The 21,685-nt window shown below is 68.3% G+C and carries 17 protein-coding genes and 2 tRNA genes; 12 read left to right on the top strand and 7 right to left on the bottom strand.

Annotation, left to right across the window (positions count from 1 at the left end; all coding sequences use genetic code 11):
• Window positions 1-3: 3 nt before the first annotated feature.
• Window positions 4-2,229 carry a CDC48 family AAA ATPase gene (locus VMV28_03345; protein HUZ79635.1) on the bottom strand — a complete coding sequence of 742 codons (2,226 nt, stop codon included), beginning with the start codon at window positions 2,227-2,229 and terminating at the stop codon, window positions 4-6.
• Between the two features lie 101 nt (window positions 2,230-2,330).
• Between VMV28_03345 and VMV28_03340 the strand changes: the two genes are divergently transcribed.
• The 8 genes from VMV28_03340 to VMV28_03305 all read left to right on the top strand — a co-directional run bounded on the left by VMV28_03340 (window position 2,331) and on the right by VMV28_03305 (window position 9,871).
• Window positions 2,331-3,236, top strand: a complete 906-nt coding sequence (locus tag VMV28_03340) for a hypothetical protein (protein ID HUZ79634.1) — start codon at window positions 2,331-2,333, stop codon at window positions 3,234-3,236.
• Between the two features lie 52 nt (window positions 3,237-3,288).
• Window positions 3,289-3,900, top strand: a complete 612-nt coding sequence (locus tag VMV28_03335) for an MBL fold metallo-hydrolase (GenBank protein ID HUZ79633.1) — start codon at window positions 3,289-3,291, stop codon at window positions 3,898-3,900.
• Between the two features lie 11 nt (window positions 3,901-3,911).
• The gene (gene cgi121, locus VMV28_03330) at window positions 3,912-4,556 is read left to right on the top strand and encodes a KEOPS complex subunit Cgi121 (GenBank protein ID HUZ79632.1); all 645 of its coding nucleotides are present in this window, start codon (window positions 3,912-3,914) and stop codon (window positions 4,554-4,556) included.
• A gap of 39 nt (window positions 4,557-4,595) precedes the next feature.
• Window positions 4,596-4,697: transfer RNA gene (locus VMV28_03325), tRNA-Gly, on the top strand.
• 69 nt (window positions 4,698-4,766) lie between these two features.
• Window positions 4,767-4,849: transfer RNA gene (locus VMV28_03320), tRNA-Ser, on the top strand.
• A gap of 62 nt (window positions 4,850-4,911) precedes the next feature.
• Window positions 4,912-7,548, top strand: coding sequence for a DNA mismatch repair protein MutS (gene mutS / locus VMV28_03315; protein ID HUZ79631.1), 2,637 nt, complete (start codon window positions 4,912-4,914; stop codon window positions 7,546-7,548).
• Entirely contained in the window at window positions 7,545-9,326 is a 1,782-nt protein-coding gene (gene mutL, locus VMV28_03310) for a DNA mismatch repair endonuclease MutL (protein ID HUZ79630.1), read from the top strand. The genes mutS and mutL overlap by 4 nt, the downstream gene beginning before the upstream one ends.
• Entirely contained in the window at window positions 9,323-9,871 is a 549-nt protein-coding gene (locus VMV28_03305) for a hypothetical protein (protein HUZ79629.1), read from the top strand. The genes mutL and VMV28_03305 overlap by 4 nt, the downstream gene beginning before the upstream one ends.
• Window positions 9,872-9,883: 12 nt before the next feature.
• Here the strand turns inward: VMV28_03305 and VMV28_03300 are convergent, their stop codons facing one another.
• Window positions 9,884-11,788 carry a beta-CASP ribonuclease aCPSF1 gene (locus VMV28_03300; protein HUZ79628.1) on the bottom strand — a complete coding sequence of 635 codons (1,905 nt, stop codon included), beginning with the start codon at window positions 11,786-11,788 and terminating at the stop codon, window positions 9,884-9,886.
• Between the two features lie 57 nt (window positions 11,789-11,845).
• On the bottom strand, window positions 11,846-12,520 hold the full coding sequence (gene psmB, locus VMV28_03295; protein HUZ79627.1) for an archaeal proteasome endopeptidase complex subunit beta: 675 nt from the start codon (window positions 12,518-12,520) through the stop codon (window positions 11,846-11,848).
• Between the two features lie 205 nt (window positions 12,521-12,725).
• Between psmB and VMV28_03290 the strand changes: the two genes are divergently transcribed.
• From VMV28_03290 to VMV28_03280, 3 genes are read left to right on the top strand one after another with little or no spacing between them, the layout of a single operon-like run.
• On the top strand, window positions 12,726-14,399 hold the full coding sequence (locus VMV28_03290; GenBank protein ID HUZ79626.1) for an FAD-binding protein: 1,674 nt from the start codon (window positions 12,726-12,728) through the stop codon (window positions 14,397-14,399).
• Complete coding sequence (locus tag VMV28_03285) at window positions 14,399-15,373, top strand: succinate dehydrogenase/fumarate reductase iron-sulfur subunit (protein ID HUZ79625.1); 975 nt, start codon at window positions 14,399-14,401, stop codon at window positions 15,371-15,373. Before VMV28_03290 ends, VMV28_03285 begins: the two co-directional genes overlap by 1 nt.
• On the top strand, window positions 15,370-16,248 hold the full coding sequence (locus VMV28_03280) for a CoB--CoM heterodisulfide reductase iron-sulfur subunit B family protein (protein ID HUZ79624.1): 879 nt from the start codon (window positions 15,370-15,372) through the stop codon (window positions 16,246-16,248). The genes VMV28_03285 and VMV28_03280 overlap by 4 nt, the downstream gene beginning before the upstream one ends.
• 21 nt (window positions 16,249-16,269) lie before the next feature.
• Here the strand turns inward: VMV28_03280 and VMV28_03275 are convergent, their stop codons facing one another.
• The 3 genes from VMV28_03275 to purE form a co-directional block, all read right to left on the bottom strand.
• Entirely contained in the window at window positions 16,270-16,524 is a 255-nt protein-coding gene (locus VMV28_03275) for a hypothetical protein (GenBank protein ID HUZ79623.1), read from the bottom strand.
• Between the two features lie 357 nt (window positions 16,525-16,881).
• Window positions 16,882-17,829: a glutamine-hydrolyzing GMP synthase gene (gene guaA / locus VMV28_03270; protein ID HUZ79622.1), complete on the bottom strand. Its 948-nt coding sequence runs from the start codon at window positions 17,827-17,829 to the stop codon at window positions 16,882-16,884.
• Entirely contained in the window at window positions 17,826-18,287 is a 462-nt protein-coding gene (gene purE, locus VMV28_03265) for a 5-(carboxyamino)imidazole ribonucleotide mutase (GenBank protein HUZ79621.1), read from the bottom strand. The genes guaA and purE overlap by 4 nt, the downstream gene beginning before the upstream one ends.
• An 83-nt stretch (window positions 18,288-18,370) precedes the next feature.
• On the opposite strand from purE, the gene VMV28_03260 reads away from it, so the two are divergent.
• On the top strand, window positions 18,371-19,027 hold the full coding sequence (locus VMV28_03260) for a hypothetical protein (protein HUZ79620.1): 657 nt from the start codon (window positions 18,371-18,373) through the stop codon (window positions 19,025-19,027).
• Window positions 19,028-19,043: 16 nt separating this feature from the next.
• Here VMV28_03260 and alaS read toward each other — a convergent pair whose 3' ends face one another.
• Window positions 19,044-21,599: an alanine--tRNA ligase gene (gene alaS, locus VMV28_03255; GenBank protein ID HUZ79619.1), complete on the bottom strand. Its 2,556-nt coding sequence runs from the start codon at window positions 21,597-21,599 to the stop codon at window positions 19,044-19,046.
• Window positions 21,600-21,685: the final 86 nt, after the last annotated feature.

The raw sequence follows: 21,685 nt of genomic DNA, 5'->3' as shown, positions 1-21,685 counted from the left end.
TCTCTATCGGTAGATCGCCTGGACGGGCTCTTCCTTGCGCCGCGTCGCCCGCTCGCGGAGGAGGTGGCGCGAGAACTCCTCGTAGAACCGCAGGCTCTCGGCATCGCACGACGGGTGCAAGTGTCGCAGGGCCGCATCAAACTGAGCCATCCCCACCTTCGTGGCCTTCACGTTCTCGCGGATCGCCCCGAGTCCCGCCTCGCGGCAGAGGGCAGCGAGGTCGCTCCCCACGAACCCGTCCGTGCGCGCGGCGAGTTGCTCGAGATCGACGTCGTGAGCGAGCGGCATCTTCCGGGTGTGCACCTTGAGGATCTCGAGCCGTCCGACCGAGTCGGGGGGTCCCACGTAGAGCAAGTGGTCGAAGCGCCCCGTGCGCAGGAGCGCTTCATCGATGATGTCCGGTCGGTTGGTGGCCGCCAGCACGAGCACCCGCTCCAACGACTCGAGCCCGTCGATCGAGGTGAGGAGCTGGTTGACGATCCGCTCGGTGACGCCGCTCGAGCTCTGGAGCCCGCGCTTCGGCGCGATCGCATCGATCTCGTCGATGAAGACGATCGAGGGGGAGGCCTGACGGGCCTTCTTGAAGATCATCCGGATCGCCTTCTCGCTCTCCCCGACCCATTTGCTCATCACTTCGGGTCCCTTCACCGAGATGAAGTTCGCCTGGCTCTCGGTGGCCGCGGCCTTGGCGAGCAGGGTCTTCCCGACCCCGGGAGGCCCGTAGAACAAGATCCCGCGAGACGGTTCGATCCCCATCTGCTCGAAGACCTGGGGGTTCTTGAACGGCAACTCGACCGATTCCTCGAGGATCCGGCGGACGCTCGCGAGCCCTCCGACCTCCTCCCAGCGCGTGGAGGGGATCTCGATCGTGACGTCGCGCAGGCTCGACGGCTCGATCTGCTTGAGCGCCTCTCGGAAGTCCTTGTCGGTGACCTTCATGCGCTCCAGGAGGGAGATGGGGATCGGCTGGTCGAAGTCGATCTCGGGCAGGTACCGGCGGAGCGCCCGCATCGCCGCCTCGCGGGCGAGCGCGGAGAGATCGGCTCCGACGAACCCGTGGGAGAGGGCGGCGAGCTCCCGCAGGGTCCGTTCGCGCTCGCGTTCGGTCCCCTCGATGGGCATGCCGCGGGTGTGGATCTGGAGGATCTCGAGGCGCCCGGCCTGGGTCGGGACCCCGATCTCGATCTCGCGGTCGAACCGCCCCGGGCGCCGCAGCGCCGGATCGATCGCCTCTTCCCGATTGGTCGCCCCGATGACGATGACGTTCCCTCGGCCGGAGAGCCCGTCCATGAGCGTGAGAAGCTGGGCGACGACCCGTCGCTCGACCTCGCCGACGACCTCGTCCCGTCGGGGTGCGATGGAGTCGAGCTCGTCGATGAAGATCACGCTCGGGGCGTTCTTCTCGGCCTCCTCGAACTTCTCCCGGAGCTCCTTCTCGCTCTCTCCGTAGTACTTCGAGATGATCTCGGGGCCCTGGATCCCGATGAAGTGCGCCCCGGCCTCGTTGGCTACGGCCTTCGCGATCAACGTCTTGCCCGTGCCCGGGGGTCCGTAGAGCAGGACGCCCTTCGGTGGGGTGATGGCGAGCCGGTCAAAGAGTTCGGGGTGCTTGAGGGGGAGTTCGATCACCTCCCGGACGCGCCCGAGCTTCTCCTTCAGGCCGCCGATGTCCTCGTAGGAGATCCGGGGGGCTGAGACCTCGGTCTCGCTGACCGTCTCCTCCTTGATCGTGATTAGGGTCGAGGGCGCCACCTGGACGATCCCCTTCGGCTGTGTCGAGACGACCATGAACGGTAGCGAGCCCCCCATGAGGAAGACCCCGGGGATCACGAACACGTCCCCGCGAACGAACGGGCGTCGCGCGAGCGCCTTCTGGACGAAAGCGTCCAGCCCCGGTCCGAGGTCCATGCGAGAGGAGCCGGCGTAGATCGGTGCGATGGTGATCGCGTCGGCGAGTGGGCAGTCGATGCGGGTCACCTGGACGCGGTCCCCGATGCTTACGCCGGCGTTGCGGCGAACGACCGCCTCGACGCGGACGAGTGCTTTTCCCTCGTCGTCGGCGGGCGCCCGGCTCACCACAGCGGGGGTCGTCTTGCGACCCCGGATCTCGACGATATCCCCGATCCCGACCTTCAGCCGCTGGCGCGTCTGGTTGTCGAGACGAGCGGCCCCGAGGCCGACGTCCTGCTGGGAGACCTCTGCGACGCGGAGGTGGGCATTTTCCCCCATCGGCGAGCGCGTCCACGCGCGGATCGCTCTAAATGGCTTCGGCCGACCGGCACCACTCCCCGAAGGAAGATATTAGGGCCCGCTCCCATCGTTGAGAGGCGATGGGAGAGGGGGCAGGTACGGCCGCAGAACTGCGCCGCCTCTTCGAGGCCGCGGGATACCGGATCGAAGATCAGCCGCAGGGCTGGATCTCCGTCCGGGCGTGGGACCGTCGGGCGTTCGTGGCCGCGGCCGCGCTCAACTCGCCCGCGGACTTCGAATCGTGGTACCCACCGGATTCCGTCCATCGCGTATTGTACTACCCGGCAGACCCCGGGGAGGTCGCTCGACAGCTGGCGGCGCGTCGGGGCATCGAGGTGCTCGATCCCGGGACCCTCGGCCCTGCACTTGGAGAGCTCCTGCTCGGCCCCATGCTCCCAGTCCCCGAAGGCCCGGATTCCTCCCCCGCAGCAGGTCTGGTCGCACCGGCCCTCCTCATACCGGAGGGCGCGAACACGATCCGTCCGCGGATCGGTCAGGAGGAGGTCGAAGCGCTGGTCGCGGGCGTCGGCGTGCGCTACACCTTGCGGCTCGTTCCGTACTTCCTCGCTCCCTACCGGGTGCGGGCCCCCTCCGCCCACGGTGGAGCGGGCGTCGTGTCCGACCACGTGGTCGCCGTCAATGCACTCGCTCGCCGAGCCGAGATCTGGGAGCCGCAGGAGCGCGAGCTCGTCAGTGATCTCCCCGGTCACCAGCCCCGCCTGCATCCGGAGATCACCGAACCTCAGGCCCTCGCGATTGCGCTCCAGGCGATCCGACGTCACCATACGGTGAACGTCGATCACACCGAACAGCACGGCGAAGCGATCGTGATCGAGACCCGACGCCTCCCTCCGGCGATCGGGGACATCGAGATCGGTCCCCGGGTCCTGATCTATGTACCCTTCTGGTACGTGGAGGGGAACGACGGACGGGTCGTCCTGGACGCCGTGACGGGCCGGCGAACGAGCGAAGAGAGCCCTCCCTGAGGCACCCTCGACCCCACCGAGCGTCAAATACACACCGCCCCTGCGCCGTTTCGTGATCCTGGAACAGCACCGGGTCGGCCCGTACCTCAACTTCACCTACCTCGTGGCGAGCGGGGAGGGCGGGGACGCGGTCGTTATCGATCCCTCCTACGGCATCGAGCCGGTCCTCCGCTCGATCGACGCGCACCGGGTCCAAGTGCGGTACGTCCTCAACACCCACAGTCACGCGGATCACATCGCGGGCAACGGGGAGGTGCGCGAACGCACCGGCGCGAAGGTGGTCGCTCACCGCTCGGCTCCGCTCGGCCAGGATCGATCCGTCGACGATGGCGATCGCATCGAGATCGGACGGATCCGTTTCGACGTGCTCCACACTCCGGGGCACACCGCGGACTCGGTACTCTATCTCTTCGAGGGGAACGTCGCCACGGGCGACACCCTGTTCGTAGGCGAATGCGGCCGGACGGATCTGCCGGGAGGAAGCCCATCGCAGATGTACGACAGCCTCTTCGGTCGCGTAATCCGTCTAGACGACGCGCTCGTCGTGTTGCCCGGCCACGACTACGGGCCCACTCCGACCTCCACGATTGGCCAGGAGAAGAGGGAGAACTACACGTTGAAGCCCCGGACCCACGAAGAGTTCCTTCGATTCCTCCAGGAGTGAACCCCAGCTCCATGACTCCGCTGCCCGCCACCGAGAATCGCAAGCTCTGGGCGGTCGGAGCGCGACGGGCCGGGAATGCGAAGACCGATGCGGGCGCGATGATCCGGACCTTGCGTGCCCTCGCGCTCGAATCGGACGCGCTGGTGGCCCTGTTTGACGGTCGTGCGATCGCGGGGGAACGCCACCTCCTCTCGGCGTGGGCGCATCTCGGTAGATCACGCGAGCACGGCGAGTCGCGCCTGCGGGACCGAGGGGCGGAGTTCGCGCTCTACGTCGCCGGGGATGATCAGCTCGGCCGTGCGCTCGCGAAGGTCGGCGTGGCCGCGGACACCGAGCGGTTCGTGCTCGTGGGAGAACGTCCGCTCGAGCCGGGTCCGCTCCTCAAGCGCTTCGGCCTCGTGCTCGACCCGGACGCCTACCCCGTTCCTCCGAGCGAGGCGACGCTCGAACGGTTGGGGATCGGCGGGGCAGATCGTGCGGCCGTGGCGCAGAGCTCCTGGGAGGGGCTGGTCCTCGAGCGCGTCGCGCTGGTCGACCTCAACGCGAGCACGGCGAGCGACTCTGGGCGTGCGCGTAAGGAGCCGCCCGCGAACCCCCCCGCGAACGGGCCCGGTCGCGCGCCCTCGACGGGTGCCGGTCCAAAGGCAAAGCATTAACGACACGACCCCGTCCTCGGGGCGCCCGCGCAAAGCCGTGCAGGTGTAATCTAGTGGTAGGATGTCAGCCTTCCAAGCTGACCGCCCGGGTTCGAAACGGCGGATCGCGATCGATCCGCGGCGAAGCTCCCGGCACCTGCATCTAGCGGCCCGAGCGCGGGCCCTGGGACCATACGTTTATGCCGTCGGCGTCGGTTCCTTGACGGCCGCGCTGAGGTAGCCTAGCCCGGGAAGGCGCCAGTCTTGAAAACTGGTGGCGATTCGCCTCGGGAGTTCAAATCTCCCCCTCAGCGCCCTTCCCGTTTCGCGCCCCCTCACAACGGGTTATATCGCACGCCCTCGTCGCCACCCTCAGATGTCGGAGACGAGCAGCGGCACCCCGCTCCTCGACCAGTACGAGTCGGTCAAAGCCCGGTACCCCGGCCATCTCGTCCTCTTTCGGGTCGGAGATTTCTACGAAACCTTCGGGGAGGATGCGAAGCTCCTGTCGCGGGAGCTCGACGTCGTGCTGACCGCACGCTCGGCGGACGCCCAGGGGAAGCGAACGCCGATGGCCGGCGTCCCCCAGCACGCGATCGAGACGTATCTCGGGCGGCTCGTCAAGAAGGGGTACAAGGTCGCGCTGTGCGACCAGGTCGAGGACGCGAAGTTCGCGAAGGGTCTCGTGCGGCGCGAGGTCACCCGCGTCGTGACCCCCGGAACGGTCGTCGAGGACGGCCTCCTCGGCGGTCCGGATCACAATTTTCTCGCCGTGGCCCGGGCGACCGATTCCGGGCCGGGGTCGTACGCCCTCGTGGATATCAGCACCGGAGAGTGGCATCGCGGCCCGGCGGATGGACCGGGGGTCGACGGGCTCGCGACGGCCCTCGCGCCGTTCTCCCCTCGAGAGATTCTCTACGCTCCCCCTCCTCACGAGGGCCGATCGACCGAGATTCCCGCGGTGTTCCGAAAGGAGTTCCCCGGGACACGGCTCGAGATCGCCCCACCGCCGATGGACGCGACGGAGCTCCCCGTGGGCCTTCGTAGCGGAGGCGAAGCCGGAGAGTCCGCGGATGTCGCGGATCGCATCCTTGCGGCCTACGTCCGCTCGACGCAGCCGCGGCTGTTGCCGTACGTCGCCGTAGTGGACGGCGCACGGGAGCGACGCCGCCTCGTGCTCGACGCGAAGACGCTGCGCCATCTCGAGATCAGTCGACCGATGAACCCGGACGATCCCCACGGAGCCACGCTCATCGCGGCGTGGGACGAGACCGTGACCGCGGCCGGCCGGCGGACCCTCGGCTTTTGGCTTCGCGCGCCCCTCGCCGACCTCGACGCGATCGTGGCGCGTCAGGACGCGGTGGAGGCGCTCGGCCGCCGCGGGGCCGCGATCGAGGAGATCCGCCAGAGCCTGGCCGGGGTCCCCGATCTCGCCCGGATCGCTTCGCGCCTCGCGGGCCGGCGCGTTCGGCCGCCCGAGCTCGCCGCGCTGCGCGATGGACTGACCCGGGCCGCCGCGCTCGCCGACTCCCTCCTCGTGCCCTCGGATCCTCCCCTCCTCGAAACGGTCGTGCGTTCGATGGTCCCGCCGACGCGCCTCCTCGAACGGTTGCGCTCGGCGCTGCCGGACGAACCTCCCGCGACGGAAGGCGCCGGAGGGCTGTTCCGCTCCGGGCACGCCCCCGAGATCGATCGATGGATTGCCACCGAGCGCGCCGCGACCGACGAGATGGCCGCGCTCGAAGCGAAGGAGCGGGAGGCGAGCGGGATCCGCACGCTCAAGATCGGCTACAACCAGGTGTTCGGGTACTACTTCGAGGTCTCCCGGCCCCACCTCGAGAAGGTGCCGGGACATTTCCGACGCCGTCAAACGGTCGCCCAGGCGGAGCGGTTCACGTCGGAAGCCCTCGAGGAGATCGAACGCCGTATCCTCGACGCCCGGGATCACCTGCGGACGGAGGAAGCCGCACGGTGGGAGCGCTTCCTCACGGAGATCGACGCCGATGTTCCGGCGATCCACCGGATCGGGCGCGGCGTGGGAGCGCTCGACACGCTCCTGTCCTTCGCGCGCGTCGGCGAGCGCCGCCGCTGCGTCCGCCCCACGGTGGACCTCTCCTCGAACTTGACCATTCGCGGCGGGCGTCACCCGGTCCTCGACCGGATGCTCGGAGAGCGGTTCGTGCCGAACGACACCGAGCTCGACGCGCAGAGCGCGCGACTCCTGGTGCTGACCGGCCCGAATATGTCCGGCAAATCGACGTACATGCGCCAGATCGGGCTGATCGTGGTGCTCGCGCAAGCCGGCTCGCTCGTACCGGCCCAGTACGCCCGGGTCGGGATTGTCTCGGGACTCTTCACCCGTATGGGATTCACGGACGAGATCGGCCGGGGGAAGTCGAGCTTCATGGTGGAGATGACCGAGGTCGCGGAGATCCTGCGCAACGCGGACGAGCGATCGCTGGTCCTCCTCGATGAGGTCGGCCGGGGAACGAGCACCTTCGACGGGCTCGCCGTAGCGTGGGCGACGATCCGGCACCTCCACGACGTCACCCGGTGCCGCACCGTGCTCGCGACCCACTACCACCAGCTCACCCAGCTCGTCGAAGGGCTCTCCTCCGCGCGTCAGGCCCATCTCGCCGTCCAAGAGCGACCGGAGGGGATCGTCTTCCTGCACCATCTCGTGCCGGGGAGCACGGATCGCAGCTACGGGGTGCACGTGGCGCGGTTGGCCGGCCTACCCAAGGATGTGCTCGACGAGGCCGATCGGCTGCTCCGCCAGCTCGAGATGGAAGGCGTGGAGTTGCCGGGCCGCTCGCGCGGAACCACGACCCGCGCAGGAAAGTACACCCAGGCGGTGCTCCTCTCTGCCGAAGCCCCGGCACCCCCCTCACCGATAGTCGAGGAGCTACGGGACCTCGAGATCGACCACCTGACCCCGATGCAAGCCCTCGCGAAGCTCGCCGAGCTGCGACGCAAGGCGCTGGAGAGTCACCCCTCGGAGCGAGCGCCGTGAGCGCGGCCGCCTCGCGCTCTCCCATCCGCCGTCTCACCCCAGAGACCATCCGACGGATCGCGGCCGGCGAGGTCGTTGAACGGCCGGCGTCCGTCGTGAAGGAGCTGGTCGAGAACGCGGTCGATGCCGGGGCCGAGGAGATCATCGTTCGGCTCGAGGGGGGGGGTCTACGACGTATCGAGGTCGCGGACGATGGCGGAGGCATCCCCGCCGACGAACTCGAGCTCGCGATCGAGCGCCACGCGACGAGCAAGCTGGACGTGGATGGCTCGATCGAGGGGATCCGAACTCTCGGGTTCCGCGGGGAGGCGCTCGCGGCGATCGCCTCCGTCTCGAAGTTCCGGATCCGCTCGCGCACCGCGAGAGCGGCGGCGGCCGCCGGGATCACCGTGGCGGGAGGCGAGATTCTCGGGCGATTCGAAGCGGGCCGCGCCGTCGGGACCACCGTCGAGGTGGAGGATCTGTTCTTTAACACCCCCGCACGGCGGAAGTTCTTGCACGCGCCCGCGGCCGAGCAGATGGAGGTCCTGCGCACGATCGACCACCTGTACCTCGCGCATCCCGCCGTTGGCATCTGGATCGAGATCGACGGACGCGAGGTCGGCGCGTATCCGGCCACCTCCGATCTCCGGGATGCGGCCGCGCGCGTGCTCGGACCGGAGATCCTCCACCAATCGTTCGCCGTCGACGGCGACCTGCCCGGCGGCGGGCACGTCCGCGGCGTGCTCGGGCGACCCGCGACGGCGATCGGACACTCGCGGGGTCTGTACCTCGCGGCGAACGGGCGAACGATCCAGGCCCGCGCAATCGCCCAGGCGGTTCGAGTGTCCTATCACGACTACATTCCCAAGACCCGCTACCCCATCGGCGTGCTCCACATCGAGCTCCCGCCCGAGCGGCTCGACGTCAACGTCCACCCGACGAAGCGGGAGGTCCGATTCACGCGGGAGACCGAGATCGCCGACGCCGTTCGGCTCGCCGTCCGACACGCCCTGATCGGGGCCCCGCCGCTGGCCGAGCTGCCGGACCCATCCGCGACGGCCCGGGCTCAGCGCTTTCTGGTGGAGACGCGCGGTGTCGATCTCTCCTCGCTCCCACCCCTTCCTCGCCTGGATGCGGTGGCGGCGTCGGGTCCGGCTTCCCAGCGTCGGCTGGACACCACCGAGTCCCCTACCCGACTTGCCGCATCGGCGCGAGGGCGACCCCGGCTCACCCTCCTCGGGTGCGTCGGGGCGCTGTACTGGGTCGCGGAGAGCGATGATGGACTGGTGCTGGTCGATCAGCACGCCGCCAGCGAACGGCTGCTCTACGACGCGCTCCTCCGCGAAGGAAAGCTCGCACGCCAGGAGCTCGTTGAACCGATCACGATCCACCTCACGAACACGCAACGCGCCGCCCTCCTTGCCCACACCGAGGCGGTGCACTCCGCCGGCTTCACGGTCGAACCGTTCGGAGGGGACGCGCACCGGGTCCGTTCGGTACCCGCGTGGAGGGGCGGGCGCGCCCGGGCCGAGGGACTGAGCGCCCTGCTCGACGAGCTCGCCGCGGGCGCGCGTCCGACCGTCCCCGATGGGGCGATGGAACGCACGGCCGCTTCCATCGCGTGCCACTCGGCGATCCGGGCCGGGGACCCGGTCGCCCCGGGGGAGATCTCCCGGGTCCTCGATGCATTGTACGAGGGCACGGAGGCGGTCTACTCCTGCCCGCACGGACGCCCGATCCTCCTCCAGATCCCCCGCTCCCGGCTCGATCGTTGGTTCCTGCGAAGCGGCCCATGAGCCGGGGTCGGCCCGCCTCCGAGCACGAGCTCGCGGGCCCGGTGCGCCGCCACCTCGAAGCGCTCGGCTACCGAGTCTGGGTCGATCCGGACGGGCGCGACTACTTCGACGTGGTCGCGAAGCGGAACGAAGAGGTCGGCCTCGTCGAACTCAAGCTCGCCGACGGGCCCCGCGTGTTCGCTCAAGCACTCCGCCGCCGAGCCTGGGGGGACTGGGTGGCGGTCGCCGTGGCCTCCGAACGGAGCGCCGAGCGGTTGATGCGCGTGCGCACCACGCCGCTCGCGCGTCGCGTGGGGATCTGGCTCGTCCGCGGTGATACGGTCGACGTGCGGCGCGGGAGCCAACCATGGTCGGGCTCGGATGCCCCGTACGAAGCGGAGCGTCGAGGCTTTCGTGCTGTTCTCGACCGGCTCGCGAGCGGGGAGATCCCCGCGGGAGTAGAGTGGGGAGGGATCGGGCGGATGGTTCGCCACGCGTCGGGGGGCCGCGGCTTCGCCGAGTTCACGATCGAGGAGCTTACGCGCCTCGATGGGCCGGACGACTGAGCGTCGGTAGGTTCACAGCAGCCGTATCGCCTCGAGGTTGTACGGCACCCGGCTCTCGAGATTGAAGCGCTTGTGCAGGCTCGAGGAGAGATCGAGCGATTTGGACTCCTCGCCGTGGTTGAGGATGATCCGCTGCGGCCGAGGATCGAGCGACGCGACGAAGTTCATCAGCTGCACCCGGTCGGAGTGGCCCGAGAACCCTTCGATTGTGGCGAGCTCCAGGCGCACCGCGACGCCGGACTGCCGGGGGCCCTCCATGAACGTCGCCTCGGAGAGTCCGCGTTGCAGACGCCGGCCGAACGTCCCATCGGCCTGGTACCCGACGAACAGGAGCCCATTGTTCTCGTCGTGGGCCCAGGCGCGGAAGTACTCCATGACGGGTCCTCCGCTCATCATGCCCGAGGTCGCGAGCACGATGCACGGCTCCTTGGAGTCGAGGATGCCCATCCGCATCGTGGAGGAATCCACCCGGTGGAAGATGTCGGAGAGGAACGGGTTGTCCCCCTGCTGGAAGATCTGCGTGCGGAGCTGGCTGTTGAGGAACTCCGGATAGGCGGTGTGGATCGCGGTCGCTTCGAAGATCATCCCATCGAGGTACACGGGGACCTGCGGGATCTTGCCCTCCCGCATCTTCTCCTCGAGCACGAGCATGACCTCCTGGGATCGGCCGACGGCGAACACGGGCACGATGAGGTGGCCTCGTCGGGAGAGCACCTTGTTGACGAGGTGCGTGAAGTCCTCCGTCGCCTGCTGGCGCGTCGGCTGGACGTCGCGGAACCCTCCGTAGGTCGATTCGAGCACCAGGGTCTCGAGACGGGGGAAGCGGTTCGTGGCCGGGTTGAACAGCCAGCTCCGCTCGAACTTGATGTCCCCCGAGTAGGCGAGGTTGTGGTCCCCATCGCCCATGTGGAAGTGGCAGATCGACGAGCCGAGGATGTGCCCCGCGTTGTGCAGCGTCAGCCGCACGTCGGAAGAGATGTCGGTGGTCTCGCCCCACCGCAGCGGGATCACCCGCTGGACGAGCTCCCGCACGTGGGAGGAATCGTACAGGCCCTTGCGGGCCTCTTGGTTGACGACCTTGATCGCATCGAGGAGCATCAGCGTCATCAGGTCGCGGGTGGGGGCCGTGCAGTAGATCGGCCCCTTGTACCCGTACTTGAGGAGCACCGGAACGAGTCCCACGTGGTCCAGATGGGCGTGAGTGATCACGACCGCATCGAGCGAGTCGAGCGGGAGGAGCTCCGGGGCGCTGAAGTACGGGGTCCGGTCGGAGCCGGGATCGAGCCCGCAGTCGATCATGATCTTCGAATTCTGGCTCGAGAGCAAGTGGGCGCTCCGACCGACCTCGCGGTAACCGCCGAGGGCGGTGCTCCGGACCCAGAGCTTCTCGGGAAGTCGATCCCGCGCGATGCGCATCCCGACCTTCTTCAGGAACGCCCGCCGCTCGTCGAAGACGTTCCTCAGGTGGATGCGAACCTCTTCGACCGTCTTCGACGGGATCGGGGGCGTGCGGACGACCGTCGGGATCCAGCCGATCCGCCGCTTGAGATCGTTGAGCGTCGAGCCGCCCCGGCCGATCGCGGCCCCGGGGTTCGACGCCTCGATGCTGACCTCGCCCGTCTCGGGCTCGAAGAACAGCTGGGTGATCTCCGCCTCGGGCGGGATCGTCTCGCGGATCAGCTTCTCCGCCTCCTTCGGATCGATCAGGCTCGCCGGGTCGCTCCGGACGAGGACGCGGCGGTGGAGTCGCTGGGCAATCTGGCGGAGCAGGTCTCCCCCCGATAGGAAGGAGTCCAGCTGCTTCGTGTACAGCACGATGTGTGGGCCTTCCAGCTCGATGTCGGTGACGACCACCGATTCGGGCAGCACTTCTCGCAGTGCCTCTTTCGTTTGCTCTATGAGCGAGTCGAAACTCATCTACTTCGGAAGGGGTTGGAGAGAAGGGGTTGGGCCGCGATCCAGCCCCCGCGCAGGTTACGCGAGGACCGGAGGCAACGGGATCTTCAACGCCTTGAGGCGTTTATTGATTTCGTCGTCGGAGAATTCGTGATATTCCTTGCTTGTGATCGAGTGAACGAGGTAACCGTCCCCGCTCGCGCTGTCGCGCTTCATCGCAACCGTCAGCCCCCGCAGGGCCACATCGACGCCGTCGGCGACCGAGAGCTCGCGGTTGTACGCCTCCTCCAGGACCCCGTAGGCGAAGGTCGAACCGCTCCCGACCGAAACGTACCGGTCCTCGATCGAGCCCCCGGCGGGGTCGACGGAGAACACGTGGCCGCCCTTCGCGTCGACGCCGCCCAGGATCAGCCATGCGTAGAACGGGAACATCCGGTTCCCCGAGAGGATGTTGGCGAGCAGAGTCGCCGCGCCCTCGGCGCTGAGCTGGCCGTTGCGCCGCAGCCGGTAGAGCGAGACCTCGGCCTTGAGGTAGCGCGTGAGGGTCTGGGCGTCGCCGACCAGGCCCGCGATCGTGATGCCGATGTTCTGGTCGATCTTGAACAGCTTCTGGGTCTGCTTGTTCGCGATCATGTTGCCGGCGGTCGCCCGGCGTTCCGTCGCGAGGACGACCCCGTCCTTGCAGACGAGACCGATCGTGGTCGTGCCCTTGAGCAGCCGGTCCTCATCCATCGCGTTGACCCTGTTCTGCATCGATCGACCTCCCACCGAGGTGGGGAAGACGACCGGGGGACCGTGGGTCGGTATATAACCGCTCGCGAACGAATTACGCTTCCACCACCGACGGAAGCGCACGTGCCTCCCGGCCGCTCGCGCGCGCGACGTTTTCCGGACCGAGTACGGCATCGGAGGGTGGGAAACATTAATCCCCGGGACGGCTCGGGGGCACCGAAGCATCATGCGACGTCACGAGGTGCTCGTAGTGGGGGCCGGCCTCGCCGGTCAGCGCGCGGCGCTCGCCGCCGTCGAGGCCCGGCGCGACGTCGCCATCATCTCCAAGCTGCACCCGCTACGATCCCATTCCGGCGCGGCGCAAGGCGGGATCAACGCGGCCGTGGGGAAGGAGGATTCGGTCGACACCCACATCTATGACACGGTGAAGGGCTCGGACTACCTCGGCGATCAAGACGCGATCGAGTTCTTCTGCCGCGAGGCCGGCCCGACCGTCGTCGAGATGGAGCATTACGGCACGATCTTCAGCCGGGCCGAGGACGGTTCGCTCGCTCGACGGCCGTTCGGCGGTCAGGGATTCCCCCGCACGATCTATGCGGCGGATCGAACCGGGCTCGCCCTGCTGCAGGCGCTGTGGGAGCGCCTCGGCACGGAGCACTTCACGCTCTACCAAGAATGGGACCTTACGAACATCGTCGTCCGGGAGGGGCGGGTCCAGGGAATCGTCGCGTTCGATCGGCGCACCGGGCAGTTCGAGGGTATCGCCGCGAAGAGCGTGATCGTTGCGACGGGGCCGGCCGGTCGGATCTACGGGCGGACCACGAACGCTCACACGTGCACCGGGGACGGGGTCGCTGCGGCGTACGATGCCGGGGCGTTGCTCAAGGACCTGGAGTTCGTCCAGTTCCATCCGACCGCTCTCCTCGAGTCGGGAATCCTCATCACGGAAGGCGCTCGAGGGGAGGGCGGGATTCTGAAGAACGTCCTCGGGGAGCGGTTCATGGGGAAGTATGCCCCCCACGTCCTCGACCTCGCCTCCCGAGACGTGGTCTCACGGGCGATCGTGACCGAGGTTCGCGAAGGCCGAGGGTTCCCGGGGGATTTCGTCCACCTCGAGCTGATGCACCTGGGGAAGGAGCGCATCGAGACCCGCCTCCAGGAGATCTGCGACTTCTGCCGAAACTTCGCGGGCGTCGATCCGGTCGTGAGTCCGATCCCCATCTTCCCGGCCCAGCACTACATGATGGGCGGAGTGGGAACGAACATCCGCGGAGAGACGAACATCGCGGGGCTCTACGCCGCGGGCGAGGCGGCCTGTGTATCGATCCACGGAGCCAACCGGCTCGGAGGCAACTCCTTGCTCGAGACGCTCGTCTTCGGCAAGCAAGCGGGACTCGCGGCCGCGGCGCACGCCGCGAGCGCGAGCGCGCCGGAGCTCAACGACTCGGACGTCGCCGACGCCGAAGCACCTGTCCGGCGCATGATGTCCCGCACCGATGGAGAGGACCCCCAGGCCATCCGGACGGCGATGCAGCAGACCATGGACCGGTACGTCGGGATCTATCGGACCGAAGCGGACCTTCTCGAGGGGCTGCGGCAGATCCGTGCCATCCAAAAGCGATTCGAACAGGTACGAGTCGTCGACCGCTCGAACGTGTACAACCTCAACCTCACCGATGCACTGGAGACCGGTCACATGCTCGAGCTGGCGGAGGTGATCGTCGTCGGAGCGTTCGCCCGGACCGAGAGCCGGGGAGCGCACTCCCGAGTGGACTATCCCTCGCGGGACGACGCCCATTGGATGCGGCACACGCTGGCGCGAAAGACCCCCGAGGGACCGAACCTGACCTATGCGCCGGTGGGCTATACCCGGTGGGAACCGAAGGAGCGCGTGTACTGATGCCGGAGAAGATGGTATCGGCCCAGATCGACGTCTTCCGGCACGATTCCGCGGCGGGCGGTGCGCCGCGGTACCAACGGTTCACGCTCGAGCTTCCCCCGCACACCCCGGTGCTGACCGCGCTCTTGCGGATCCGGGCCGAACAGGACCCGTCCCTGACCCTCCGATACTCATGCCGAAGCGCGATCTGTGGCTCGTGTGCGATGCAGATCAACTCGAAGAGCCGGCTCGCATGTCAGACCCCCATCGGACCCGAGATCGCCGAGCACGGACGGATCGTGATCGAGCCGATGCGCAATCAGGGCGGCGTCCGCGATCTCGTCGTCGACCAAACGTCCTTCTGGGAGGCCTACGATCGGATGCGGCCCCACCTCATCACGGATCCGCTGCGCCCGATGCCCGAGGGGAGGGAGACCTCCATGACCCCGGCGCAGGTCGAGCAGTTCCGCGAGACCCCGCGATGCATCGCGTGCGCCGCCTGCTACTCCGCATGCCCCGCGGTCGAGGCCGATGCGTCCTTCCCGGGGCCGATGGCGCTCGCCAAGCTGTACCGGTTCGTCGTCGACCCGCGGGACCAGGCCCGCCAGGACCGCCTCTTGCGGATCCAGACCGAGGGCCTGTGGCTCTGCCTGCGCTGCCACCTCTGCACCGAGGCCTGCCCCAAGGACGTGCGCCCCTCCGAGCGTATCCGTGACCTGAAGGAGATGGCGATCGCTGCCCAGGGAGGTACCGAACGAGGCTCGCGACACGCGATCGGGTTCAAGCAGAACATCCGGGAACGCGGCCAGCTCAACGAGATGAAACTCGTCCTCCAGACCGACGGGATCCTGGGAGCGGTCGGACAGGCCGGCCAGGGGTTCAAGATCTGGCGGAAGAAGCCGGAGATCTCCAAGAAGCCCCGTCGTATCGAAGGGATCGAGGAGGTCGAGCGGATCTACGAGGAGCTCGATCCGAAGCCGAAGGGGGACCGATGAAGATCGCGTACTATCCCGGCTGCGTCGCCCAGGAGTCCGGCCGCGAGCTCGACATGGCCACCCGATGGGTCTGCCGGGAGCTCGGCATCGAGCTGGTCGAGTTCCCGACGTTCTCCTGCTGCGGCTCCGGGTTCGTCGACGAGGCGAACCTGACCCTCAACGTAGCGCTCAACGCCCGCAACCTCGCCATCGCCGAGCGGGCGGGGCTCGACCTTCTCACCGTCTGCTCGACCTGCCAGGGGATGCTCACGCTCGCCAACGTCAAGATGACCGAGCCGGCGATGCGAGCCCGGATCGATCCCGTCCTCGCGAAGCTCCAGATCGCCTATGGAGGCAAGGTCCGGGTCAAGCACCTGCTCGAGGTCCTGGTGAACGACATCGGCGTCGAGGCGATCCGGGCGAAGGTCCGTCGTCCTCTCACCGGGATGAACGTCGGCGCATTCTACGGGTGCCACTTGCTTCGGCCCACCCTGGAGCTCGGATCGGAGAGCGCGGAGGAGCCCCACGCCTTCGAGGACCTGCTGGCCGCGATCGGCGCGACCCCGGTCATGTACCGCGGTCGGGTGATGTGCTGCGGATTCCCGATACTGTTCGTCAAACCCGAGACCGCGAACCGGATCTCGGCGCGCCAGATCGTCGACGCGCGCGATCACGGAGCGCACGCCATGGCGACGCCATGTCCGCTGTGCCACATCTCGCTCGATTCTTTCCAGAACAAAGCATCGGCCGCCGTGGGCCAGAAGCTGAACATGCCGGTCTTCCACCTCCCCCAGCTCGTGGGCCTCGCGCTGGGAGCTTCGCCGGAGGAGCTCGGCCTTCCGCGCCACCTCGTACCGGTCGAGCCGGCCTTGGCCCGGATCGGGACGGCCCCGTAACCGTCGCGCCGACCGACCCGCCTAGGGCCCCCGTTCCTCGGTGGTACCCTCCGACGCGGGCTCGCGGACGACCGCGAGGTGGAGTCGGTCGCACATCGAGCGGAAGTACTGCGGTCCCTGGCGGCCGTACTCCGTCCGGAGGTAGTCCGGGAGGGCCGATTCGGGCATCTGGGGATCGATTGCCGGTGTGAACATGCAGGGAAAGACGACGAACCGCTGGCCCTCGATATCGATCCGATCGCTCTCGGCGGCTCCGCAGAATGGGCAGTTCAGCACGTCTGAGATATCGGACGGCCCCCCTTAGCGTTCGTCGGGACCCGCCCTCCGGAGTTGGACCGGGCGGTACCTGCCGCGAACGGAGCTCTGAGGCCGTCCAACGGCGTCCTCCCGGGACCTCGCATCACGTGAGATTGCACGCGATGCCGTGGGTTGTGGGCCGTCGGGATCGCAGTACGCGGTCGGGGCGTCCTCTCGCATGCTCCGCCGTGGAGGTCGCGGCGCCACCCTCACGCGGACCCGGGGCGCCGACCTCGCCCCGCGGGGCGATATCCCGCGCCCGCTATGTCCCGGGCTCGTGGTCGGAGCTGAAGTTGCTGGCGCGTGGGGCACGGACGGGTCGGCGTCCGGCGCGCGTCACTCCCACTCGATCGTCGCCGGGGGCTTGTCGGTGACATCGTAGAGCACGCGTACGACCTCTCCGGAGAGCTCGCGCGTGATCCGTTCGGCGATCGTCTTCAGAACGGTGGGAGGGGGAGTCGCCGCGGTCGCGGTCATCGCGTCGCTCGACTCGACGATGCGCACGCTGACGGCCTCCCCGTGGACCCGGTTGTCCCCCATCACGCCGACGGTGCGCGTCGGCAGTAGGACCGCGAAGTACTGCCAGGGGCGCGGCATTGTGCCCGCCCGGAAGGCGCGTTCGACCTCTTCCTCGACGATGCGATTCGCGACGCGGGCGCGCCGTACCCGTTCGGGCGTCACGAGGCCGTTGACCCGCACGGCCAGTCCCGGGCCCGGGAACGGCTGGCGATCCGGCTCGGCGATCCCAAGCGCCCGGGCGAGCGCGCGGACCTCGTCCTTGTACAGATCGCGCAGGGGCTCGATCAGTCGGAGCCGGCTGTCCGGGGGAACCCCACCGACGTTGTGGTGCGTCTTGATGGTGTCCCGAAGCGAACCGCCGCTCTCGATCCAATCCGGCGCGATGGTCCCTTGGACCAACCGGTCGGTACCGAACCGCTCGGCCTCGATCTCGAACAGTCGGATGAACGTCGCGCCGATCCGACGTCGCTTCTCCTCGGGATCGACGATGCCGTCGAGTGCCTCGAAGAAGCGGGCCGCGGCATCCAGGACCTCGTAGCGCAATCCGCTCGCCTCGAAGAGCGCGCGGACTCGCGCTGCCTCGCCCTCCCGCAAGAGACCCGTGTCGACGAAGATCGCCCGCGCCCGATCGCCCACCGCGCGTTGGGTGAGGATGGCCGCGGCGGTGCTATCGATGCCTCCGGACGCCGCGACGATGGCGCGGCCGGGGATCTCCGAGCGTAGCCGATGGAGCGCTTCCTCGATGAATCGCGCGGGATCGGTCACGCCCGGTCTCCCGGGAGCGCCGGCGGCTCTTCCCGCCACTTCGCCCGGTACTTCTGGAGCTTCTCCTCGAGAGCCGGATACTTCAGGGCCAGGATCTCGGTGGCGAGGAGGGCGGCGTTCTCGGTGGCATCGAGCCCGACCGCGGCGACGGGCACCCCGGGAGGCATCTGGACAACCGAGAGCAAGCTGTCGAGGCCGAGCCCTCGATGCAGGGGCACGCCGATGACCGGCTTGAGCGTGCGCGCGGCCACCGCGCCCGGGAGCGCGGCAGAGAGTCCGGCCATCGCGATGAACACGTCCGTACGGGCATCGGCCGTCAACCGATCGACCTTGTCCGGGTTGCGGTGGGCCGAGGCCACGTGCACGTCGCAGGCGATGCCGAACTCGATCAGGCGCGTGCGGACCTTCTCCGCGAATTCGAGATCGGACGCGCTCCCTACGAGCACTGCGACCTTCACGACGCCATGGAGGATTCGCGGGAGAAAAGGCTTCGGGAGGTCCCTCACCATAGTCTCATAGCACGGAAACCCTCCGCTCCCCGATGACCACCCACCGGCTCCATGGGGGCGGCCGATTCCGGACCTGGCTCGGAACCCGGCTGGGAGGCGATGTGGAGACCGGCGATCGGGCGCTCCGCCGGATCCTGCACGGTGCCGGCGTGGCGATCCTGGCCTACTACCTCTTCCCGCCGAACCTCCTCGTCATCGTCCCAAACTTCGTCATCCCCCTCCTCGCCGTCTCGGTGATCTTCGTCCTTGAGGCGCTGCGTCTCCGGGGTACGATCGAGATCCCGACGATCCGACCGTACGAGCAGCACCGGCTCGCGAGCTATGCCTACTTCGCCATCGCGCTCGTGCTGGCGGTCCTCCTGTTCCCGCCGCCGATCGCCGCGGCCGTCGTGCTCGGGACGTCCCTGATCGACCCCCTGATCGGGGAGCTCCGTCGGCCGAATCCGTACCGCGCCGCCTACCCGTGGGTCCCCTTCGCGCTGTACGCGGGGCTCGCGTACGTCGCGTTCATCGGGTTCGGGGCGTGGGCGCCCGTGCCGGCACTCTCCCTCGCCGTGGTCGCGGCCGTGCTCGCGCTCCTCGTGGAGCGGCCCAAGTGGACCCTGGTCGACGACGACCTTGCCATGACCCTGATCCCGGCCGTCGCCGTGTACGCGATCGTGTGGATCTCGCCGGGGTTCGTCCACTGAGCCCGCGACCGAGCGACTAGGCGTCGCGCGCCCCGCGACGGGCCGCCTCGAGCGCAGCTTCGAGCGGTGCACCGGGTTCGCCGACCGCGGTCGCGGCCGACCGGTTCCCTCCGCCTCTTCCTTCGAAGGCCGGTAGGGCGAGGCGCAGGAGCGCGTCCGCCGCGACCGTCGGGTCCGAGGAGCCGACGAAGAGGGTACCCTTGTCCTCGCGCTCGGATGCGAGGAGCGCTACGCGGCCCGGAAGGCGTGTGAGCAAGCGCGAGAGTTCCATCAGCTCGTTCCGATCGAGGTCGATCCGGGCGTGGACGATCGTCCGGCTGCCGACGGTCTCCGAATTGCCCGGATCGGTCGAAAGCCGGTCCGCGACCGCCCGCAGGTCGTCGCCGCGTCGCCCCTTCTCGGCCCGGCGCGATGCCTCCACCTCCGAGAGCAGTCGATCGATCCCATCGGGGATCTTCTCGAGCGGGACGTGGAGCCGGCGCGCCGCTTCGCGCAGCACCTCTTCGTGCTCGTCCCGGATGTCGAGCGCCCGCTCGCCGCTCGCGTACGTGAGCCGAACGATCCCGTCCTGGATCCGCTCGACCCCGAGGAGCGCGATCGCACCGACCTCGCTCGTGTGCGTGCAGTGGGTGCCCCCGCATGCCTCGACATCGAAGTCGCCGATGTCCACGATCCGCAGCTCCTTGCCGGGCACGGCCCCTCCTTGGTAGAGCGTGAAGCCGAATCGCCGCTCGGCCTCGTTGCGGGACTCGAAGTAGCTCTTGACGGGCCGGTCCTCGCGCACGATCTCGTTGACCCGTCGCTCAACACGGCGGAGTTCGTCCCGGGAGAGGGGCCGGTAGTGGGTGATGTCGATCCGGGCGGCCTCGGTGCCCTTGTACGCGCCGGCCTGCCAAACGTGGGGGCCGAGGGTCTCGCGCAGGGCTCCGTTCAGAAGGTGCGTCGCGGTGTGATGCTGCATCAGCTGGATGCGGCGCGCGCGGTCGATCTTCCCATGCACGCGATCGCCCGCATGGAAGGGCGAAGGGGCATCGAGACGGTGGAGCACCCAGGGGCCCTTGCGGTGGACATCGGTGACCCCGAGCTCGCCGAGGTGGCCGGTGTCGTGAACCTGGCCTCCCCCGGTCGGATAGAAGTACGTTCGATCGAGCACGACGAACGCTCCCTCGGTCCAGAGCACGTGGGCATCGAAGGCGAGCGTGTACGGGTCGAGGTAGTAGAGCACCTCGGTCGGGGGCACGTTCGCGGAGACCTCGGGGAGGCTCACCGACGGCTCCACGTAATCGCCGGTCGGGGTTTCCTGCTCGTGCCGCGTAGCGACCTTCGAATAGAAGTCATCGGGGACCTTCGGCGGATTCGAGATCAGGCTGACCGCCACCTCCGGTGGGACCCCGAGGGAGTCGTACCACTCCACGAGGTTCTCTTCCGTGACGCGACCGCCGGAGGCGGCGAGCCGCTCTTCCTGCCGCTGGAGGATCGGGCGCGCTCGTTCGAGGGCTTCCGAGTACCGTTCGATCTCGGCGGTGAGGAGCCGATCGCGATCGTCGCGGTGGGCACCGATCTCCGGATACTCCCGGGCGATCTCCCGCGCCACACGTTCGATGACCGAGATCAGGTCGGGCGCCTCGGGCACCTTCGACAGCACGCGCAGAGCGCGTCGGATCAGGAGCCGGGCGAAGTACCCCTCCTTCGAGTTGGAAGGCACGATCCCGTCGGTCAGCATGAACGAGAGCGCGCGGGCGTGATCGATGACGATCGCGGCATCCCGGGGAGCGAGGGTCTGGCGCAGCTCCTCGTACGCAGCTCCGAACACCGGCTCGTACGCGGACTTCGTCCCGTGGCTCATCCAAACGAATCGCTCGAGCCCGTAGCCCGTGTCGACCACCGTTAGCGGCATCGGCCGGATGCCGGCCGGGTCCCGCACGTACTCCATGAAGACCAGGGTCCCCAACTCGAGGCCGGCGAGGCCGACGCTCAGCGAGGGGCCGAGGTTCCCGCCTCCCTCCCAGGTCTCCTCCTTGTAGGTGATCCCTCGGGCGTCCGCGCCGAACTCTCCGACCAAGACGCCTTGGCAGAGCTCCACGCAGCGGTCCTTGAAGTACACTTCGTGGTCCGGTCGATTGAAGGCGTGGTGGGCCATCATCTCGAACTCCGTGAAGTGTCGGCCCGAGACGCCGACCTCATCGATGTCGATGAACCGCAGGCAGGGCTGGGAGATCGTCAGCGGATTGGCCGGAGGCGGGATCGCACCGCTGGTCACCCACGGCTGAAAGTCGTAGATGCTCGCCTGCGTGAAGAACACGTCGTTGCGCCACCGCGCGACCGTGGGGTAGCGACGCACCCGCGTGTGGCCGTGCCGTTCGAAGTAACCGAGGTAAGCCTCCCGCGCCTCGTGGGGGGTGTACGGACGGCGGAACCCGGGTTGGCCGATGAAAGCGTACGGGGCGCACGGCGCCTCCTGACAGCGCGTGTGATCCCCGAGGGTCCAGAATGCCGATCCGCACTCGGTGCACGTCCGGCGCTGGAACCCCTCCCGATGGAAGTAGGCCAGGTCGTACTCGCTCGGGTCCATCGTCACACGCTTGGACCGTTCCCGGCCCTTAAGCCGTTTGGTCGAGCGAAGGGAGGACGAACGGCGTGGGCGCCGAACCGGCGTTC

Source organism: Thermoplasmata archaeon (assembly GCA_035532555.1).
In the GTDB taxonomy this organism is placed as follows: Archaea; Thermoplasmatota; Thermoplasmata; order Lutacidiplasmatales; family UBA184; genus Lutacidiplasma.
This window is presented reverse-complemented; position numbering and strand designations above follow the sequence as displayed.